12 protein-coding genes and 4 pseudogenes are annotated in these 16,615 nt (G+C 66.8%); 7 read left to right on the plus strand and 9 right to left on the minus strand.

Going from position 1 to position 16,615, the window contains the following annotated elements; genetic code table 11:
- Together QFZ82_RS01955 and QFZ82_RS01960 are read right to left on the minus strand one after the other, a co-directional pair.
- Positions 1–1,191 (minus strand): S8 family serine peptidase, encoded by a 1,191-nt coding sequence (locus QFZ82_RS01955; protein ID WP_307711447.1) that lies wholly within the window; start codon positions 1,189–1,191, stop codon positions 1–3.
- Positions 1,192–1,551: 360 nt separating this feature from the next.
- Complete coding sequence (locus QFZ82_RS01960) at positions 1,552–2,487, minus strand: transposase (protein WP_373429220.1); 936 nt, start codon at positions 2,485–2,487, stop codon at positions 1,552–1,554.
- A gap of 696 nt (positions 2,488–3,183) precedes the next feature.
- Here QFZ82_RS01960 and QFZ82_RS01965 point away from each other — a divergent pair.
- Both QFZ82_RS01965 and QFZ82_RS01970 read left to right on the plus strand, forming a co-directional pair.
- A complete protein-coding gene (locus QFZ82_RS01965) occupies positions 3,184–4,032 on the plus strand; it encodes an alpha/beta fold hydrolase (protein ID WP_307711448.1) in 849 nt (282 codons plus the stop codon).
- Between the two features lie 306 nt (positions 4,033–4,338).
- Positions 4,339–4,557, plus strand: a pseudogene (locus QFZ82_RS01970) (transposase domain-containing protein); the annotation flags it as partial.
- A 79-nt stretch (positions 4,558–4,636) separates the two neighbouring features.
- On the opposite strand, the gene QFZ82_RS01975 reads toward QFZ82_RS01970, so the two are convergent.
- A protein-coding gene (locus QFZ82_RS01975) for an IS3 family transposase (RefSeq protein ID WP_307711216.1) occupies positions 4,637–5,796 on the minus strand; the annotation gives its coding sequence in 2 pieces (ribosomal slippage) (positions 4,637–5,532 and positions 5,532–5,796; 1,161 coding nt in all).
- Between the two features lie 84 nt (positions 5,797–5,880).
- Here QFZ82_RS01975 and QFZ82_RS01980 point away from each other — a divergent pair.
- The 4 genes and pseudogenes from QFZ82_RS01980 to QFZ82_RS01995 all read left to right on the plus strand — a co-directional run.
- Positions 5,881–6,129, plus strand: a pseudogene (locus QFZ82_RS01980) (IS21 family transposase); the annotation flags it as partial.
- Entirely contained in the window at positions 6,129–6,632 is a 504-nt protein-coding gene (locus QFZ82_RS01985; protein WP_307711356.1) for an ATP-binding protein, read from the plus strand. The pseudogene QFZ82_RS01980 and the gene QFZ82_RS01985, both read left to right, overlap by 1 nt.
- Positions 6,602–6,931, plus strand: a pseudogene (locus tag QFZ82_RS01990) (ATP-binding protein); the annotation flags it as partial. The gene QFZ82_RS01985 and the pseudogene QFZ82_RS01990, both read left to right, overlap by 31 nt.
- Entirely contained in the window at positions 6,867–7,796 is a 930-nt protein-coding gene (locus tag QFZ82_RS01995) for an IS30 family transposase (protein WP_307711450.1), read from the plus strand. The pseudogene QFZ82_RS01990 and the gene QFZ82_RS01995, both read left to right, overlap by 65 nt.
- A gap of 166 nt (positions 7,797–7,962) precedes the next feature.
- Here QFZ82_RS01995 and QFZ82_RS02000 read toward each other — a convergent pair whose 3' ends face one another.
- The 5 genes and pseudogenes from QFZ82_RS02000 to QFZ82_RS02020 all read right to left on the minus strand — a co-directional run.
- Complete coding sequence (locus QFZ82_RS02000) at positions 7,963–9,339, minus strand: IS1380 family transposase (protein WP_307711451.1); 1,377 nt, start codon at positions 9,337–9,339, stop codon at positions 7,963–7,965.
- Between the two features lie 105 nt (positions 9,340–9,444).
- Entirely contained in the window at positions 9,445–9,756 is a 312-nt protein-coding gene (locus QFZ82_RS02005; protein ID WP_307711452.1) for a transposase, read from the minus strand.
- 81 nt (positions 9,757–9,837) lie between these two features.
- Positions 9,838–10,269 (minus strand): C40 family peptidase, encoded by a 432-nt coding sequence (locus tag QFZ82_RS02010; RefSeq protein ID WP_307711453.1) that lies wholly within the window; start codon positions 10,267–10,269, stop codon positions 9,838–9,840.
- Positions 10,270–11,005: 736 nt separating this feature from the next.
- On the minus strand, positions 11,006–12,115 hold the full coding sequence (locus tag QFZ82_RS02015) for a hypothetical protein (protein ID WP_307711454.1): 1,110 nt from the start codon (positions 12,113–12,115) through the stop codon (positions 11,006–11,008).
- A gap of 769 nt (positions 12,116–12,884) precedes the next feature.
- Positions 12,885–14,087, minus strand: a pseudogene (locus tag QFZ82_RS02020) (IS3 family transposase); the annotation flags it as partial.
- Positions 14,088–14,182: 95 nt separating this feature from the next.
- Here QFZ82_RS02020 and QFZ82_RS02025 point away from each other — a divergent pair.
- On the plus strand, positions 14,183–15,043 hold the full coding sequence (locus QFZ82_RS02025) for a hypothetical protein (RefSeq protein WP_307711455.1): 861 nt from the start codon (positions 14,183–14,185) through the stop codon (positions 15,041–15,043).
- Between the two features lie 74 nt (positions 15,044–15,117).
- Here the strand turns inward: QFZ82_RS02025 and QFZ82_RS02030 are convergent, their stop codons facing one another.
- Positions 15,118–16,296, minus strand: a complete 1,179-nt coding sequence (locus QFZ82_RS02030) for a hypothetical protein (RefSeq protein WP_307711456.1) — start codon at positions 16,294–16,296, stop codon at positions 15,118–15,120.
- Positions 16,297–16,615 lie beyond the last annotated feature (319 nt).

Consider the following 16,615-nt stretch of genomic DNA (forward strand, 5'->3'; position numbering starts at 1 on the left):
TTACGACCTCTGAGACGTGCCCCGGTGTTGAGTGCCCGGCGGAAGCCAGCCCCTGGCGCGCCCTCGGGGAATGACCACCGCGGCGGCAGCGATCAGCAGCACCAGCCCGAGGGCCGCACCGGCGACCGCGAGGGCCTGTGTGACATGCGCCGTGCGGGCGGGTGGCGGGTAATGTGCGGCCGGTGCCGAGGCCCGGTCTGCTCCGCGCCCACGCACGAGCGACATGGCGGCGAACGGATCAAGCCGCGGAGTGTCCGTCGGGTAAGCGGCGTCAATCAGCCGTCGGCGCAGCTCCTCGGCGGAGACCTCGGGGTATCGGGCCCGCACCAGGGCAGCCGCGCCGGCGACGCAAGCTGCGGCCAGGGAGGCTCCGGAGCCGATGTAGTGCCCTGTGCCGCTGGGTCCGACGCTGACCATCGCGCTGCCGGGCGCGGCGAGGTCAGGCTTGTATGCAGGCGGAGCGTTGCGCTGCCTCAGCCCGTTCGGGCCGAAGTCCACGGCGGCCAGCGCTCCGGGTGCCGCGGCCGGCCAGTAGGGGCCGGTGGGCTGTTCACCATCGAGCCCCTTTCCCTCCGGGGGAACCACGTCGGGGGCGGCGGGCGCGACAACGAGCGCGTCGCGGGCAGCGGCATAGGTGACCGCTGCTATCAGCTCCGCCCGTCCACCGTTCAGGGCATGGCCTACGTAGATGACATCAACCCCGCGGTCAGCAGCCGTCCGGATGCCTTTGGCAATCTTCTGAGCGCTTGGCACCCCGCGGTCGTCCGTGCCCTGGATGGCCAAGATCTCGGCTTCGGGCGCGATACCCATCACCGCGCTGCCCTCGATCCGTGCCCCAGCAATGATCCCGGCCGCGAAGGTGCCGTGGCCGACGCAGTCCCGGCCCGCGCCCTTAGTGGCCGTCACGCGACCGGCAAGGCTTGGGACCTGGTCCGCAACGCCAGTGTCGATCACTGCCACAGTCGTGCCGGCGCCCTTCGTGAGCTGCTGCGCCTTCGGAAGCCCGAGAACCTGCCGCATCCACGAGCTGCTGGCCGCAGTCTTGTCCGATGCCTGGGTGCACGGCGCGTCGTCTCCGAGGCGTACGGGCAGCGGGGGCAGCAGCGTCACAGAACCCGGTGGCGGGTCGTCCGCCGTCGGCGCGGCGAGAGCCGAGGACGCGGTCACCGGAAGCGAGAAAGCGGCAGTCACGACAACCGCTGTGAATCTGCGTATCACGGCACTTGGCATGCCTCGCATGATAAGCGCCCAGCACGCTTCTTTGTAATGCCGTAGAAGAAATATGACCTCAAGGAGACAGGAGCGATACCAGCGCCACACAAAATACTCAACCGTCCGGGGAGCCGGTCAGTCGTTGCATGGCCGGTGATGTGTTTCGTCTGCCGCGTCAGGATATTTCGATGACCCAAAGGATCTTCCTTTCCTGTAACAAATTCTCTTCGTTTGTCATCCCCTTGCAAACAACGCGGCAGAGGGACAACCGATCACCTCCGCTTCTCAGTGATTCCCAATCAGGTTTGTCAAGGGCTGTGGTAGCGGTCGGTGACCGTGTTATGCCGCTGCGAGGCCGCGTTGAGGTGGCTCGACGGTGAAGGTCCGCTGGTCGCGTATGAGGGCCCACAAGACGTCGAGGCGGCGCCGGGCGAGGGCGAGGATGGCCTGCTTGTGTGACTTGCCCTCGCTCCTCTTGCGTTCGTAGAAGGCTCTGGATGTCGGACAGCACCGGGCGGCGACCTGGGCGGACAGGTAGAAGACGCGCAGGAGGCGGCGGTGGTAGCGGTGCGGTTGGCGCATGTTGCCGCTGATGCGTCCGGAGTCCTTGGGGACGGGGGCCAGGCCTGCGATGCCGGCCAGGCGGCCGGAGCTGCCGATGGCGTCCAGGTTTCCGCCGGTGCAGGCGATGAACTCGGCACCGAGGAGGCTGCCCATGCCCGGCATGCTGGTGATCGCCGCAGCGTGCGCGTGCTCGCGAAACCGTGCCTCGATCAGCGCGTCGGTGCGGGCGATCTCCTCGTCCAGGGCCATCACCGCGGCGGCCAGGGTGCGGACCATGGCTGCTGCGGTCCTCTCGCCGGGAATCACCGTGTGCTGGGCCTGCGCCGCCTCCAGCGCGGTGAACTCCACCGCCTGGGCGTTTCGCACCTTGCGGTTCGCCAGCCAGGTGCTCAGGCGGGACCGGCCGATCCGGCGCAGGGCGGCCGGTGTCTGGTAGCCGGTCAGCAGGACCAGCGCGGCCTTGGAGGTGCTGTAGTTGAAGGCGCGTTCCAGGGCGGGGAAGTACTCCAGGAGCTGGGCGCGCAGCCGTGCAGTGATGCTCGCTCTTGCCCGCGTCCGTTCCCGCCCACAGCTGCGGCACTCGTGCCTCCCTTGAGGATCCGTGTTCCTGGTCCCGGCAGACGACCACGCCGACGTGTCCTTACGAAGCGATGAGGTTCGCGCATCCCAATGAGTGGCCGTGTCGTCGCGGGGCGCCGGGCGGCCAATCACTGAAAGCCACACCCTCGGCATGAGCTTTTTGAGCCACACCCGACGTCCCTGGGCCTCCCGATCGTACGAATGAGCGGAACCGACCCGCCAAGAAGGTAAGGAGCGTTTTCAGAGTGGCCACTGATCGGGTGACGGGCCGACGTGGCCCTGCCCCGTTCCAGCCGACGGCCTGGGGCAGATCCACGGGGCACGGACGGCGACATCCCCGCTGCCGCCTCCGCCCCTGCCGTCTGGTGCAATCCGGGCTCAGCGCAAGGTGCATGCGAGCGGCCGCTTCGTGATCAACGGGCAGTTCATCAAGCTCGGACCGCGGCATGCCGGAAAGATCGTCACCATCGTCATTGAGGACACCCATACCGGATCCTGCACGGGGAGGACGAACTCGCTGTCAGGCCCCGCAAGAACCTCGGACCGATCACCAGGCTCTACGTCAAAGGCATGGGCACCCAGAAGGACCGTCAAGGATCTCCTGGCGACAAACTGTCAAGGAAGTCCTGAGACCTCACACCGACAGCATCGCCCCTGTCGGGGAACGGCTGCTTTCGCTTCCACCTGACGGAAGTAGCATTGATCGGTCTTGTTCCTTATGTGAGGATCTGGCTCTCTTATCCGCTCAATCTCTCCGGAGTACGGATAAGCCCTGTTCGGATAGGGGCGGAGTCTCGCCCCGATGTTGACCGTCACAAAGGAGTGGCCATGTCCGCTGGTTCTTCCCCACTGCTGTTCGTTCACGGTTACTGGCACGGTTCCTGGTGCTGGAGCGAGGTCATCGCCCAGGTGACGGGTGCCGGCCGTAAGGCTCTCGCGGTGGACATGGCAGGGCATGGGTTGCGCGCCCGTCGGCCCGAGTGCCTCACCAGACGCCCGTTTGACCCTGCGACACTGGCCACCGAAGTCTCGCCGGTAGCGGACGTGGACCTCGATCAGGCGGGTGACCTGCTGGTTTCGCAGATCAAGCAGCTCGGCCGCAGTGGCCCAGTCACAGTGGTGGCCCACAGTATGGGCGGCACCGTGCTGACGCGGGCGGCGCAGCAGGCGCCCGAGCTGGTGGCTCACGCGGTGTACCTGACCGCTTTCATGCCGGCCTCGGACGTCCCGGCGATCGCCTACGTCCAGATGCCCGAGAACGCGGGCGAGCTCGTCGCGCCGTCCGTTCGGGCCGATCCCACCGCGATCGGAGCGCTGCGGTTCGACCTCACCTCGGACGACGCCGGCTACCGTCAGCAGCTTCGGGATGCGTTCTTCGGTGACGTCGACCCGGCCGTCTCCGACGCCGCCATCGGGCTGCTGACGCCCGACGCTCCGGCCGGTATCGCGCTCGGTGCCACCAGTCTGACCAGCGACGGTTGGGGCTCCGTTCCTCGCACCTACGTCACCTGTGCACGGGACATGGCGATCCGCCCGGCCCTCCAGCAGAAGTTCATTGCCGACGCTGATGCCGCCTTCCCGGAAAATCCGACCGCCGTCGTGGCTCTGGACTCCTCTCACTCGCCGTTCTTGTCGATGCCCGGCCGGGTAGCCGACATCGTCGCGAAGCTGGGCTGACCTCAAGGTCTTGCTGCCGTAGGGCCTGCCGGCCGACTGATCAGGCCACCCCGGTAAGGGAGGATGTCGTCACGGCGGGCGGCACGGACCGGCTGCCGCAGGATCCGGGGAGTCCCACGGCCGTCTCGGAGGGCCGGTGGGCCTTGATCCAAGGCTGGGTAGTTAACGGATTCGCGCTGGTGGCAAGCGAGTTGGCGGGTGTTCCGTGATGGAGCGGGGAACAAGGGCAACGGAGTCCCGTTGGAGCAGGTAGTCCGCCAAGACTTCTGCCGTTACGGAGCTCCGTTGCCTGCACGCCATTGCGCCCTGCCGCCCGGTCTGACGACCGTGACCCGAAGCCTCACCGTGGCCGGGGGCCGCTTCGCTCCCGGCCATCTGGGCGAGTTGACCCAGGTTCTGCCGTTCGAGCTGGTCGACGCGGTCCTGGAAGAGACCCGGAGTGTGCAGCGCAGGCTGCGGGACCTGCCCTCCCGGGTCGGGGTGTACTTCGTGCTCGCGATGTGCCTGTTTCCCGAGGTCGGTTACCGGCTGGTGAGCTGCCCCGAGTTTCGTAGAGTCCGGTGGTCTTGTTTCAGGCGGACTGCGGGGTGGCTTCCTGTTGTCGTCAGAAGTCGCGTTCGTACTCGGCGGGCGGTACGTAGTCGAGTGCGGAGTGCAGGCGTTCTTCGTTGTACCACGTGACCCACTGGAAGATCGCCCGTTCGACCTGGTCGACGTCCCGCCACGGCCCTTGCATCTCGATCAGCTCGGCCTTGAACGTGCCGTTCAGGGCCTCGGCCATCGCGTTATCGTACGAGTCGGCCACGGAGCCGACCGACGCGGAGGCGCCGATGTCAGCGAGCCGGTCGGTGTACCGAATTGACACGTATTGAGATCCGCGGTCGCTGTGATGAATGAGGCCGGAGCCTGCCTTGATCCGGCGTCTCCACAGACCCATCTCCAGTGCGTCCAGGGGCAGTTCGGTCCTCATGTGGTTCGCGACCTGCCAGCCGACGATCATCCGCGAGTACACGTCCAGGACAAACGCCACGTATGCCCAGCCCGACCACGTCCTCACATAAGTCATGTCGGCGACCCAGAGCTCGTCCGGGCGGGAGGCTGTGAAGTCCCGATCGACCAGGTCCGGCGGCCTCGGCGCCGACGGTTCGCAGATCGTGGTGCGGCGCCGCTGTCCGCGAATGACACCCTCCAGGTTCAGCTTGGCCATCAGGCGCTCGACGGTGCAGCGGGCGACGTCCACCCCCTTGCGCTTGAGGGCACGGGTCATCCGGCGGGCTCCATAGGTGCCGTCCGACTCGGCGTGGACCGACTCGATCACAGGCATGAGCTGTTCATCGCGGAGCCGGCGGGCCGACTTCGGCCGCTTCTTGCGGGCAAAGTACGTCGACGGCGACAGCTCCAGCACCCGGCAGACGGGATCGACCCCGAGACCCTTGTCACGCAGATGGTCGATCACCTGCTCGGCCTCGTCCGGGGACGGTCGATCTCCTGGGCAAAAAACACCGACGCGGCCTTGAGGATGTCGTTCGCCCGCCTCAACTCCGCCACCTCTTTGCGGAGTTGCCTGAGCTCGTCCTGCTCGGCGGTGGTCAGCCGGTCGTCGCGCTCGCCACGGTCGGCCTCCGCCTGGCGGACCCAGCCGCGCAGGGCCTCTTTATGGATGCCCAGGTCCTTCGCAACGTGCGCGATCGGGCGGCCGGTGGAACGGACCTCGCGGACCGCGCGCTCGCGGAGCTCGTCCGGGTATTTACGGGGTGCAGGCATGGTGTTGGTGGATCTCCTTCGCCAGGACCGTAACCCTGGCATCAGGGACTCCACAAATCTCAGTACAGCTCAGAGGTCGCCGCCGATCTGGACCAGGTCCTGGTGGCCTGCGCCGGCGTCGAGGTCGCCCGCCATGCCCGCAGCTGGGCCCGCCACCAGACGATCACCGATCCGGACCATGCGGCCGCTGCCGAGGCCGCCCGCAAGGCGGCCGCCGGCACGAAAGCGGCGCCGGTGGACGTGACGGAGGTCGAGGAGCGGTCGCTGGACACCTACGACCGGATCTTCGGCGTCATCGACGGCGGGCTGAGCACGGGTGAAGGGGCGGCGTGATGAGCACGAAGAACGGCACGAACCAGACCAGGACCAGCCGCGACGTCGAATCTGAACTGATCTATCTGACCAAGGCGTTGAAGGCCCCGGCCCTGCGGGATGCGGCAGCCCGGCTCGCCGAGCGGGCCCGCGACGAGGGCTGGAGTCACGAGGAGTATCTGGCCGCATGCCTGCAGCGGGAGGTCGCCGCCCGTGACTCCCACGGCGCCGAGGGACGCATCCGGGCGGCTCGTTTCCCCTCTCGCAAGTCGCTGGAGGACTTCGACTTCGATCACCAGCGGTCCGTGAAGCGCGAGGTCATCGCACATCTGGGGACGCTGGACTTCGTCGTCGGGAAGGAGAACGTGATCTTCCTGGGGCCGCCCGGCACCGGCAAGACCCACCTCGCCACCGGCCTGGGCATCCGGGCCAGGCCGGCCACCGGGTCGCCTTCGCCACCGCCGCTCAGTGGGTCACCCGCCTCGCCGAAGCCCACCAAGCAGGCAGGCTCAGCGACGAGTTGACCCGGCTGGGCCGGATCCCGCTGATCGTGGTCGATGAAGTGGGTTACATCCCCTTCGAACCCGAGGCCGCGAACCTGTTCTTCCAGTTCATCTCGGGCCGCTACGAACGCGCCTCGGTGATCGTCACCAGCAGCAAGCCCTTCGGACGCTGGGGCGAAGTCTTCGGCGACGACACCGTTGCCGCCGCGATGATCGATCGCCTCGTTCACCATGCCGAGGTCATCTCGCTGAAGGGTGACAGCTACCGCATGCGCGGCCGCGACCTCGGACGGGTTCCCGCGGCCAACACTGGGGAATGACCAACATCAACTGACGCAGCGGGGGGTCATTTTTCACCCGCCGGAATCGGCTCACATTTCAAGCGTCGCCGACACCCGACGTCCGAAACAGTGCCTGCTCACCCGCAGGCCCGCGTTGAGGCAGACGGTGCTGACCCTGCTGAGGGAGGAGTGGCCGCCGGAACAGATCGTCGGGCATCTGCGTCTACATCACAGTGACGACCCGGGTCTGCGGATCAGCCACGAGACGATCTACCGGTCGCTCTACACCACCCGATGGAAAGTGGTGCCCCGCGAGTTGTGCAAACGCCTGCGAACTGACCGCCCGATCCGGAAGAACAAGCGTCACACGGTGAAGGGACAGTGGCGTTCACAGATCATCGATGCCCGACCGATCGAGGAGCGGCCCCAGGCGGCGGAGGAGGACCGCAGCGAAGCCGGACACCTGGAAGGCGATCTGGTGATCGGCTCGAACAACAGCCAGGTCGCCACACTGGTCGACCGGAAGACGCGGTTTCTCAAGGTCGTGAAGCTCGCCAGTCGCCATACCACCGTGGTCGTTCCCGCTCTGGCCGAGACCTACGCACGCATGGATCCCCGTCTACGCGGCACGCTGACCTGGGATCGCGGCATGGAATTGGCAGCCCATAAGCGTCTCAGCGCTGACACCGGTGTCGACGTGTTCTTCGCAGCACCGCGTAGCCCCTGGCAACGTGGCACCAACGAGAACACCAACAAGTTGCTACGGCAGTACCTGCCCAAAGGAACGAACCTGTCGACCTTCAGCCAGTACGACCTTGACGCCATCGCGACGAAGCTCAACAACCGTCCGCGAAAGTGCCTGGGGTTCCGCACACCAGCCGAGAGTGTTGCCTTGACCGGTTGAATCTAGCCTCGGGCTTTCATGACAGCTCGCCAGTTCATCTGGCGGGCTGTTTCTGTCTGTGCTGTGGGTTTCGGGCATGACATCGCCCCGGCAGTCGCGTCGGGTGGGCGCCGGGTTCCACTGCTCCGGTGGGCTTGCGCTGCCCGTAGGGACGAGAAAGTGTTGGTCAGCCGGGGCTGGGGAGGGCTTCGAGTCGTGCCCACGCGTCGGTGATCAGGTTGGTCCAAGGCCAGTGTTTCGCGAGCCGGAGGATGCGGCGGCGGCCGGTGGTGACCAACTGGGCAGCGATGGAGAACAGCCGCAGGCGCAGGCGTTTGGGCTCCCACACCCGGGCGGTGCCGGCCAGAGCGAGCATGGGCATCCAGGCGAGCAGGTCGAGGGCGATCTGGACGATCTCCAGCCAGATCTGGTTCTGCGCGGTGTCGTGCAGGGGCAAATTGCGCAGGCCGGTGGCGCGGGCGGCGCGGATGCGGTCCTCGGCCCTCGCGCGCTGGCGGTGCCGCAGTTCGAGCGCGGCGATCGGAGCATGCTTGGTGTTGGTGGCGAAGCAGGTCAGGCGCATGCCGTCGGCGTCGGTGAAGCGCAGTTGGGCGCCGGGGTGCGGGCGTTCCTTCCGCACGATCAGCCGCATCTCCTTGGGCCAGCCGGTCAGGCAGTCGCCGTCGAGTTCGGCGACCCAGGCACCGTCGCGGATCTCGCCGTCGGGCTCGACGGCCGGCGTCCAGGCCGATGCCGGGACCTTCCCGACGGCCTGGTGGATGGCATCGGTGATGGTCATGCCGACCGAGTAGGACAGCCACCGGCCGCGCGCGGAAAGCCAGTCCACGAACTCGTGGGTGCCGCCGCCCGAGTCGGTGCGGATCAGCGTCCGCCGTCCGCGCCGGTACTTCTTCGGCAGCTGCTTCAGGGCGATCCTGGCGGCTTCGATGTGGTCCGCAGCGGTGTTGCTGCCCGCGTTCCCGGGCCGCAGCAGCCCGGCCACCGGCTCCCCGGACCCGCCCCGGCCGTGGTCGACGAACCCCATCAGCGGATGGTGCCCGAACGTCTTTTTCCAGGTCGCGGCCGCATCCTGCTTCTCGGAATGCGCGATCACCAGCACCCCGCCCAGGTCCACGACCACCTGCCCGGACACGTCCGGCGCCGCGTCACCGGCCAACGTCCACACACATTCACGGACTTGAGAGCGGGCCTGCCGCAGTGCGGTCAGAGCACGCTTCCCACCCGCTGCCAGCGTGTCGATCAGCCGGGATACCGTCGGATCGGAGGCCACCGGCCCGAACATGGCCGGTTCGGCCCGCAGCAGACCGACGTCTGCCAGGCAGTCCCCACCCAGCGCGACCGCGAGCGCCACATCCAGCAGGACCTTGCCCGGATCATGCACCGCCCGCGGCCTTCGCCACGGCTCAAGCGCCGCCGATATCGCCTGATCCAGACCGGACTTGCGGATCGTCTCCACCAGCAGCACACCACCGGCCTGGGACACCACCCCGCGGCCACCGCCCTCGACGCGGACACGCGGGTAGGACCCGATACGCTTCTTCACCTGGAGAGTGCTTCTTTCCTGCGACGACCTGGACACTAGACAAGTCCCATCGTTGCAGGTCAGGAGCACTCTCTGCGTTTCTGATCACCCACCGGACGCCCTGCCTCATGAAAGCGCGAGGCTAACGCCACGTGAGACACCCTCTAAGGCCGCTTTTTTCAGGATCTCGATTGTCTGCTGCTGTTCGCGGACCTCCTTGCGCAGCCGCTTGAGTTCCTCGCGCTCGGCGCTGGTCAGCTCACCGGACTCGCCCTCGCCCCGGTCTGCCTTCGCCCGGCGGTACCAGCCGCGCAGGGACTCGGAGCTGATGCCGAGTTCCCGGGCGACGGCGGTGACCGTCTTGCCCGAGGAATCGACGAGCGCGATCGCGTCCCGCTTGAACTCCTCGGTGTACCGCTTCGTGTACTTGCTTCCCACCTGGCACTGCTTCCTCTGGAACCTCACGTCCCAGTCTCCAGGTGTCCAACATCAAGGGGAAGCTTCATCCAGCGGAAAGGGTCACTGCCTGACAACCCTCCCGTACAAGTTGGGGTTGTAGGAGCTGAACGAAGAGACGCGGACGTTCCTGCCAGGCTTGGGAGCCTCCAGGTACTGGCCCCCACCCAAATAGATGGCTACATGATGAACGCCGGAGGTCGTGCCGTTGTGACTCCAGAATACGAGATCACCTCGGCGCAGCTGGTCCCGGGAGATGGGAATCGTCGCGCTGTACTGACCGCTGGCGACCCTCGGCAAGGAAATGCCCCCCGCGCGATAGGCCGCCTGGACGAGTCCGGAACAATCCCACGCGTTCGGGCCGGAACCGCCCCAGCGATACGGCTCGCCCAGTTGAGCCTTCGCGAAGTTGATCACAGCTGCGATGTCGGCGGTGACCGTCGTGTCGGTCGACTTGGCACCGCTGCCTTGGTGGCCGCCGGCTGCCTTGACCACAGATCCCGGTTCATTCGGACGCGCCAGTGCCGAAGGTCTCGATGAGGGTGTAGAAGTCACCAGCCTGCCAGTGCGACGGACATATGTGTCCTGGTGGGAGGTCCATCTCCAACGGCCATCGTGCTGGAACCAGTACACCCGGTCCTCCGCGTCCCACCCCGCCATGCCTGGGAAGGTCGGCTCCCCGCGGGACTGCTCCGCCGCGGTGCCAGGGTCACGACGCGCCTGCCGTGTTGCCGAAAGATACTTGTCGTAGTGGCTCGTCCAGCGCCACCAGCCTGTCGCGTCTTTGTACCAGTACTTGGAGCCGTCCCACCCAGCGTGCCTAGGTGCCGGTTCCGCCGCGGCGGTGCCGGCGCCGATGCCCATCACGACTGTGGCACCCAGCGCCATCGCGAGCGCTCCCTTAACGATCCGCTGGTGGCGCATGCAAGTAGCGGCGGGCCCCTTCTCTGCCGCACCACAAGTGCATTCGCATTCTGCCGCTATATCAGCGAGCTGCGCAGCTTGGCAAGCTGACGCGTTCTTCAGCGACCGTCGACGGTACCGTCGCGCGCTGTACTGAAGGACGGCAGCGGTGACTCTGCCTTGGACATTGCTCACGAGACTCCCCTAACTGTCGAAGTGGACCACGTACCCGATGGACGGCTCACACACCTGACCAACTGCCGTGAAACTCTCAACTTCGCACCCGGCACTCAGGAACCGTCCAACCTCTGGTGAGCCGGGTAATGCATCAGGCGCTCAACGCACCTCGGGCGCCGACACGGACGTCGGCCGACTCAGCGCGGCTGAGGCACGACTGCGCTACTCCCACCCCGGCCTTCCTCAACGTCTCGAGGCGTCGGACGACGGCCGCCACCGATCCGTGCACACGGCCAGGCACATGTCGGCGCAGAGCAAGGAGATACGGTGCCACCGTCATCGCGAACGCTTGGTCGCGGACTTGCAGCCACTGGTGGTGCGCCCGATCCACTGCGGCGACGACATCGTCGTCATCCTGTGCGCCGCATACAGCGAGACGTGCGCGGGCCACGGCCATCCATGCTTTGCAACTCCGCGCCGGATGGCCTGCAAGATGGGCCAGTTCTGCTTGGACCTCCATCCAGAAGATCACCTCGGGCGACCCTGTTCCTGCGCCCCTTAGTGCTGTGTCATGACATGACGACGCGAGCAGGGCCGCCTCGTCATGGAAGCCCGAGCGAGACGCAGCCAGGATCAGTGGGAGCAGCCCCCGTGTGGTCGCCGTCGGAGCTGACCTGGGGACATTCCGTGTCACAGTAGTGCACAGCAGGATGCCGTCCGCGTCCTCGGGGGACCGCACCGCCTGCTCGTGCAGCTGGGCGAACGTAAGGCGTCCATTCGCGTTCCACTGATCCACACACCGGAGCAGGTATCCGGGCTTCGCCGTCTCGCCTCGGGTCGGCGGAGGGCCTATACGTCCGTAGACGGAGACTCCCTCGGGAAGGGGGAGCCCCTCTTCCCGGACCCGTTCCCAAGCTTTGCGGTCGGCGACAAGGTCCACCAACACTGTGGTGAAACCCCTTTGACGGGAAGCGAGTTCGCGAGCAAGCGACTGCCAGGAAAGGCCCGAGTAGCGGATGCTTGCTGGGGTGGTGAGTCCAAGCGCCAGATATGGGAGCTTCTCTTTACGATCGAGATGAAGCTGACCTATCACGTACAACACCAGGGGCTCAGGCATGGCAGCAGCTGCCCTGATGCGATTCACCACGTTCGACGGATCGACCGGATCGACCAGTTCAATCACAGTGGACCGTGACGCATCGGCGAGTAGATCCGGCGCCACAGCCCTGAGCTCGGACATCACCGCCGTGGTATCGACCACCCGGCCCCGTCCTGCCGGCGTAGCGGCAAGCAGCAGCACGGTCCCTCCGGTGGGAGAGTTCTGAGGGCTGGATTCGCCGTTCTCCAGGCCAGCGTGCTCTTCCACCCACGAAGCTGACACCTGCTTTTGCCCCGCACGGATGGACGGGGAAGTCCGGAGTGCTGACGCAGCTTGCGGACATCTCTCATCATGCGTGACGCGAAACCGCTGAGTGGTTGTGCTCATGCAGCCCTCCATCTGATGCCTCGCTCCCAGGCAGCCCTTCTCGGCGACAGTGCAGACCGTTGCCGTGTCCGCCCCTCGTGCCCGGGTCGCTGAATCGAAGTGGCGATGGCGACCCAGCCGATCCTGCTTGGTCACCTCAGGTGTCGATGTTGTCGAGCATCGACCTACCGGGTTGGTGCCCGAGACGGTCGCGGTGTGGTATGTCGGAAGCCAAGGTGGTGGTCGTGCATTGTTTCTACAGGAGCGGACCGTGGCATGTGAGGGTTGCCGCCCCTCCGATCCTGCCCGATGCATGCCCGGTCGACAGCCGGGAAATGCTAGGTCAAGGGCGTATCAGACCTGGATCGCTATCCCGAATGGGCCCGGTCAGCGCTGAAACCTGCCCGTTCCTTGCCCGCGCCGGCTCCACCGGCGCTCACGTGCCGCCGGGGGAGTAATTGTCGAGATCTGTGGATCAGTTGAGGTGGATCACGCTGCGAGGGTCTCGTCTCGTTCGACGAGGAGGCCCCCGCAGCGTGATCCACCTCAACTGATCCACAAGTCCTGAGCATTGCTCTGATGTGATCAGTTGCTGTTCGAGCTCGGCTGGTGTGAGGTAGCCGAGCGCGGAGTGCCGACGGTGCCGGTTGTAGTTCGGCAGCCGGTGGAACAGCTCGAGTCGGGTCTGTGTCTTCGAGGTCCAGCGGCGGTCGTGGAGCAACTCGCGCTTGAGGCCCTGGAGGAACGGTTCGGTGAGGGCATTGTCATAGCTCGAGCCGATGCGGCCCATGCTGCGGCGGATGCCGTGCCGGCGGGAGACCTCGGCGAAGGCGGTCGCGCTGTACTGGGCGCCCCTGTCGCTGTGGAAACGACGCTGTGGACCCGGTCGCCGCGGGCGGCCGCAGCCATTTCGATCGCGTCGGTGACCAGGGAGGTGTGCTTGTGGTCGGCGATCGACCAGCCCACCGCCTTTCTCGAGCAGATGTCGATCACCGTGGCGAGGTAGAGCCACGTCGTGCCGACGGCTATGTATGTGATGTCGCCGCACCACCTGGTGTTCAGCGTGTCCGCGGTGAAGTCGCGCATCACCAGGTCCGGCGCGGGCGGCGCGGTCCTGTCCGCGATCGTCGTCCGCTTCTTCTTCTTCCGCAGGTGACGGCCGACGATGTGGTTGATCCGCATCAGCCGGGTTACGCGCTTGCGGTTGATCCTGCGTTCTGTCGCACGCAGTTCAGCATGACGCGCGCGGGGCGCCGTAGGCCGCCCTGGTGTTCGGCGTGGATGGCGCGGATCTCGCTCACGGTCCGCTTGGCCTCGGCCCGGCGCTCGGTGCGGGCCTGCTCGGTGGCCAGGTGCGGGTAGTAGCCGGCGCGGGACGCTTCAAGCACCCGGCAGATCCGCTTGACGCCGAGGTCGGCGCCGTTTTTGGAGATGAAGTCCCAGCGGTGGGGGCTCACTTCACCTCCTGGGCGAAATAGGCAGCAGCCCGGCGCAGGATCTCGCGCTCCAGCCGCCACTCCTGCTCGGCCTTGAGCAGCCGAACGTTCTCCGCTCGCAACCGGGCCAGCTCCTCGGCCGCGCTCACGCTGCCGTCGCGGCCCTCGGGCACGGCCTGGGCCTCGTCCTTACGCACCCACGTCCGAAGCGACTCCGTGGTGATGCCGAGATCCGCGGCCACCGCCGCGTACGTCCGCTTCCCGGCCGCAGCGCGGTAGAGCGCGACAGCATCCTTCCTGAACTCCTCCGGATACGGAGACTTGCGTCCCACCTGGACATCCCTCCCTGGACCATGAAGATCCATACCGAGGTTGTCGAGCCGCCGGTTCTGCCGCCGCAGGGACGGCCGTCGAGTTCGAGGTGCGGGTGCCTCCCAGCGGTGAGATCACCCTGGTGACGGGCAGGCAGCGAGTTGGCATCCACCAGGCACTGGCCGGCAGGACACTGACGGTCTGGGCGAACCACCGCAGCGTCCACTTCCTCCTCTACAGGCACCTGGTCACCACGGTCCCGTCCCGATTGAGGCCGGAGGATCTCGCCTACCTGACCATGCGCTACGGCTCCCGCCCGGCCGGTCCCGAGCCCGCACCCACCGCCCTGCCCAGGGCCCGCAGCGGCACGGCCGTCCTCGCCGCCAGCGAACCGGTCGAGGTCGCCCGCAAGGTCCATCGCGACGGGGTCGTCTGCCTGGCCGGAGGCCGCTACCAGGTCGGCTTCGCCCTCGCCGGCCGCACGATCACCCTCCGCCTCGACGGACACCTCATCCACGCCATCGCCGACAACGCACTGATGGGAACGTGGCCCTGCCCCGTTCCAGCCGACGGCCTGGGGCAGATCCACGGGGCACGGACGGCGACATCCCCGCTGCCGCCTCCGCCCCTGCCGTCTGGTGCAATCCGGGCTCAGCGCAAGGTGCATGCGAGCGGCCGCTTCGTGATCAACGGGCAGTTCATCAAGCTCGGACCGCGGCATGCCGGAAAGATCGTCACCATCGTCATTGAGGACACCCATACCGGATCCTGCACGGGGAGGACGAACTCGCTGTCAGGCCCCGCAAGAACCTCGGACCGATCACCAGGCTCTACGTCAAAGGCATGGGCACCCAGAAGGACCGTCAAGGATCTCCTGGCGACAAACTGTCAAGGAAGTCCTGAGACCTCACACCGACAGAGGTGGACCCCCTGGCGAATGAGCCGACGTCGCCTCGGTCGGCCGGCAGTGCGGTGAGCGTCGCTCGTTACACGGGGCAAGGACAACAGGCGGCAACCAGCACCGCTGTCACGACGCTTGAGATCGGGTGGTCACAGTGCGTCGCCGACCGGGATCCTGTCGCCGCTGTTTACCGGCTCATCGATCGGTCGAGTGGCGAGTTTGGCGCACCGCTCACGCCACGCCGCGCGCGGCGGTGCCACGGGCGCGCGGGCCGCCCGATCCCGGTGGAGGTCAGAGAGGAAGTCGTCGAGCAGCCGCCGAGCAGCCCGAGCGCGGGCCTTCACGCTCGCACCCTCGGCTGCCTTACGGTCCTTCGCGCCCGGCGGGCACTCGAGCGCCTTCCGCAGTGCTGTCCGATAGGCATGCTGCGCTTCTGCCTCGGCGGGACCGGCACTCTCCAAGTGCGTGAGGGCCGCATGCCGACGCTGGTTCAGCAGTCTCTCGGCGATCAGTCGTTCCGTGTAGGCGCGGGACGTGTCGTCTTCAGCGCCCTCACGTGCGCAGGCCTCGGTGATCACCTTCCAGGTGTCGCGTTCGACCTGCTCGGTGAGCGCGGCAAGCGCGCTCTGATCGTCGAGATCGGCGCGCAGGGCCACGATCAGGTCGACGGCCTTGGTGACCGTGGCCTCGGTGCGGCGTCGGTTGCTGCAGGTGAGGCATAGTCCACCGGCGTCCGCGATTCCACAGTCCGCACACGGGCTTGCCGCACGTGCCGACTCCGCGGCTGCCAGTGCCTCGCGTCGACGCTGTACGGCCTCCACCAGTACGACGTGCTCTTGGACGGTACGCTCGCGCCGCACGAGCGCCATGGCTGCTTCGTGTGCGACACGGTCCTGCAGTTGCCATTCGATTTCGGCCCGCCGTTCTTCCCGGGCCAGAGTGGGGTGCTGGGCGGCCACGTTCGCGACCACGGAGGCGCGCATGGCACGCCGGTCCTCCACGAGACATGCGCAGCTGTCACAGTTGGCCCCGGTGTCGAGGCGAATGCCGTCGTCGCACATGTGGGACCAGCACCCGGGCTTCTGCGGGAGCCCGCGCGTCAGCAGCCAGCCTTGCAACGACACGACGGTGGTCGGCCCTTGACGGTCGATGCGTCGCTGCAGGCGGGAGGCCAGGACTTCCTCCGCTCGCTCCGCACCTACGAGTCCGCCGAGGCGGCTGAGTTCCCGGCGTACCGCCTGCGCCAGCCAGCATCTCGTCGACGCACGGCCAGTCATCGGCCACAGATGCGCAATCGGTGACAGGACGTGCTGCAGGTCCGTGGGCACCGCGGCAGAACCACGGAAAGCCCCGATGTGTCCTGCCTCACCAGTGCGTCGCGGAGTTGAGAGCTTTTCCCCGCGCAGCGGGCCGCCATGAGCAGCTGGCAAGCCGTTCGCCGAGCTGGCTGGTTCAGGTTGATTCTCACGCGCACCCGCGGGTTCCCGCCGACGGCCTGTGCCAGAGACGGCGGAGCCGGAAAAGCCATCTAGATTAGCCGCACTAACTCCAGGGCCTGTAGCCACAGGTGGGTGGGTGGCGTGGAGCTCTGCAGCTTCGTCCTGTCCTTCCGCATCAGCAAGATCCATTGTGACCTGCTGAAACGCC

The organism is Streptomyces sp. V4I23, from assembly GCF_030817975.1.
Lineage (GTDB): Bacteria > Actinomycetota > Actinomycetes > Streptomycetales > Streptomycetaceae > Streptomyces.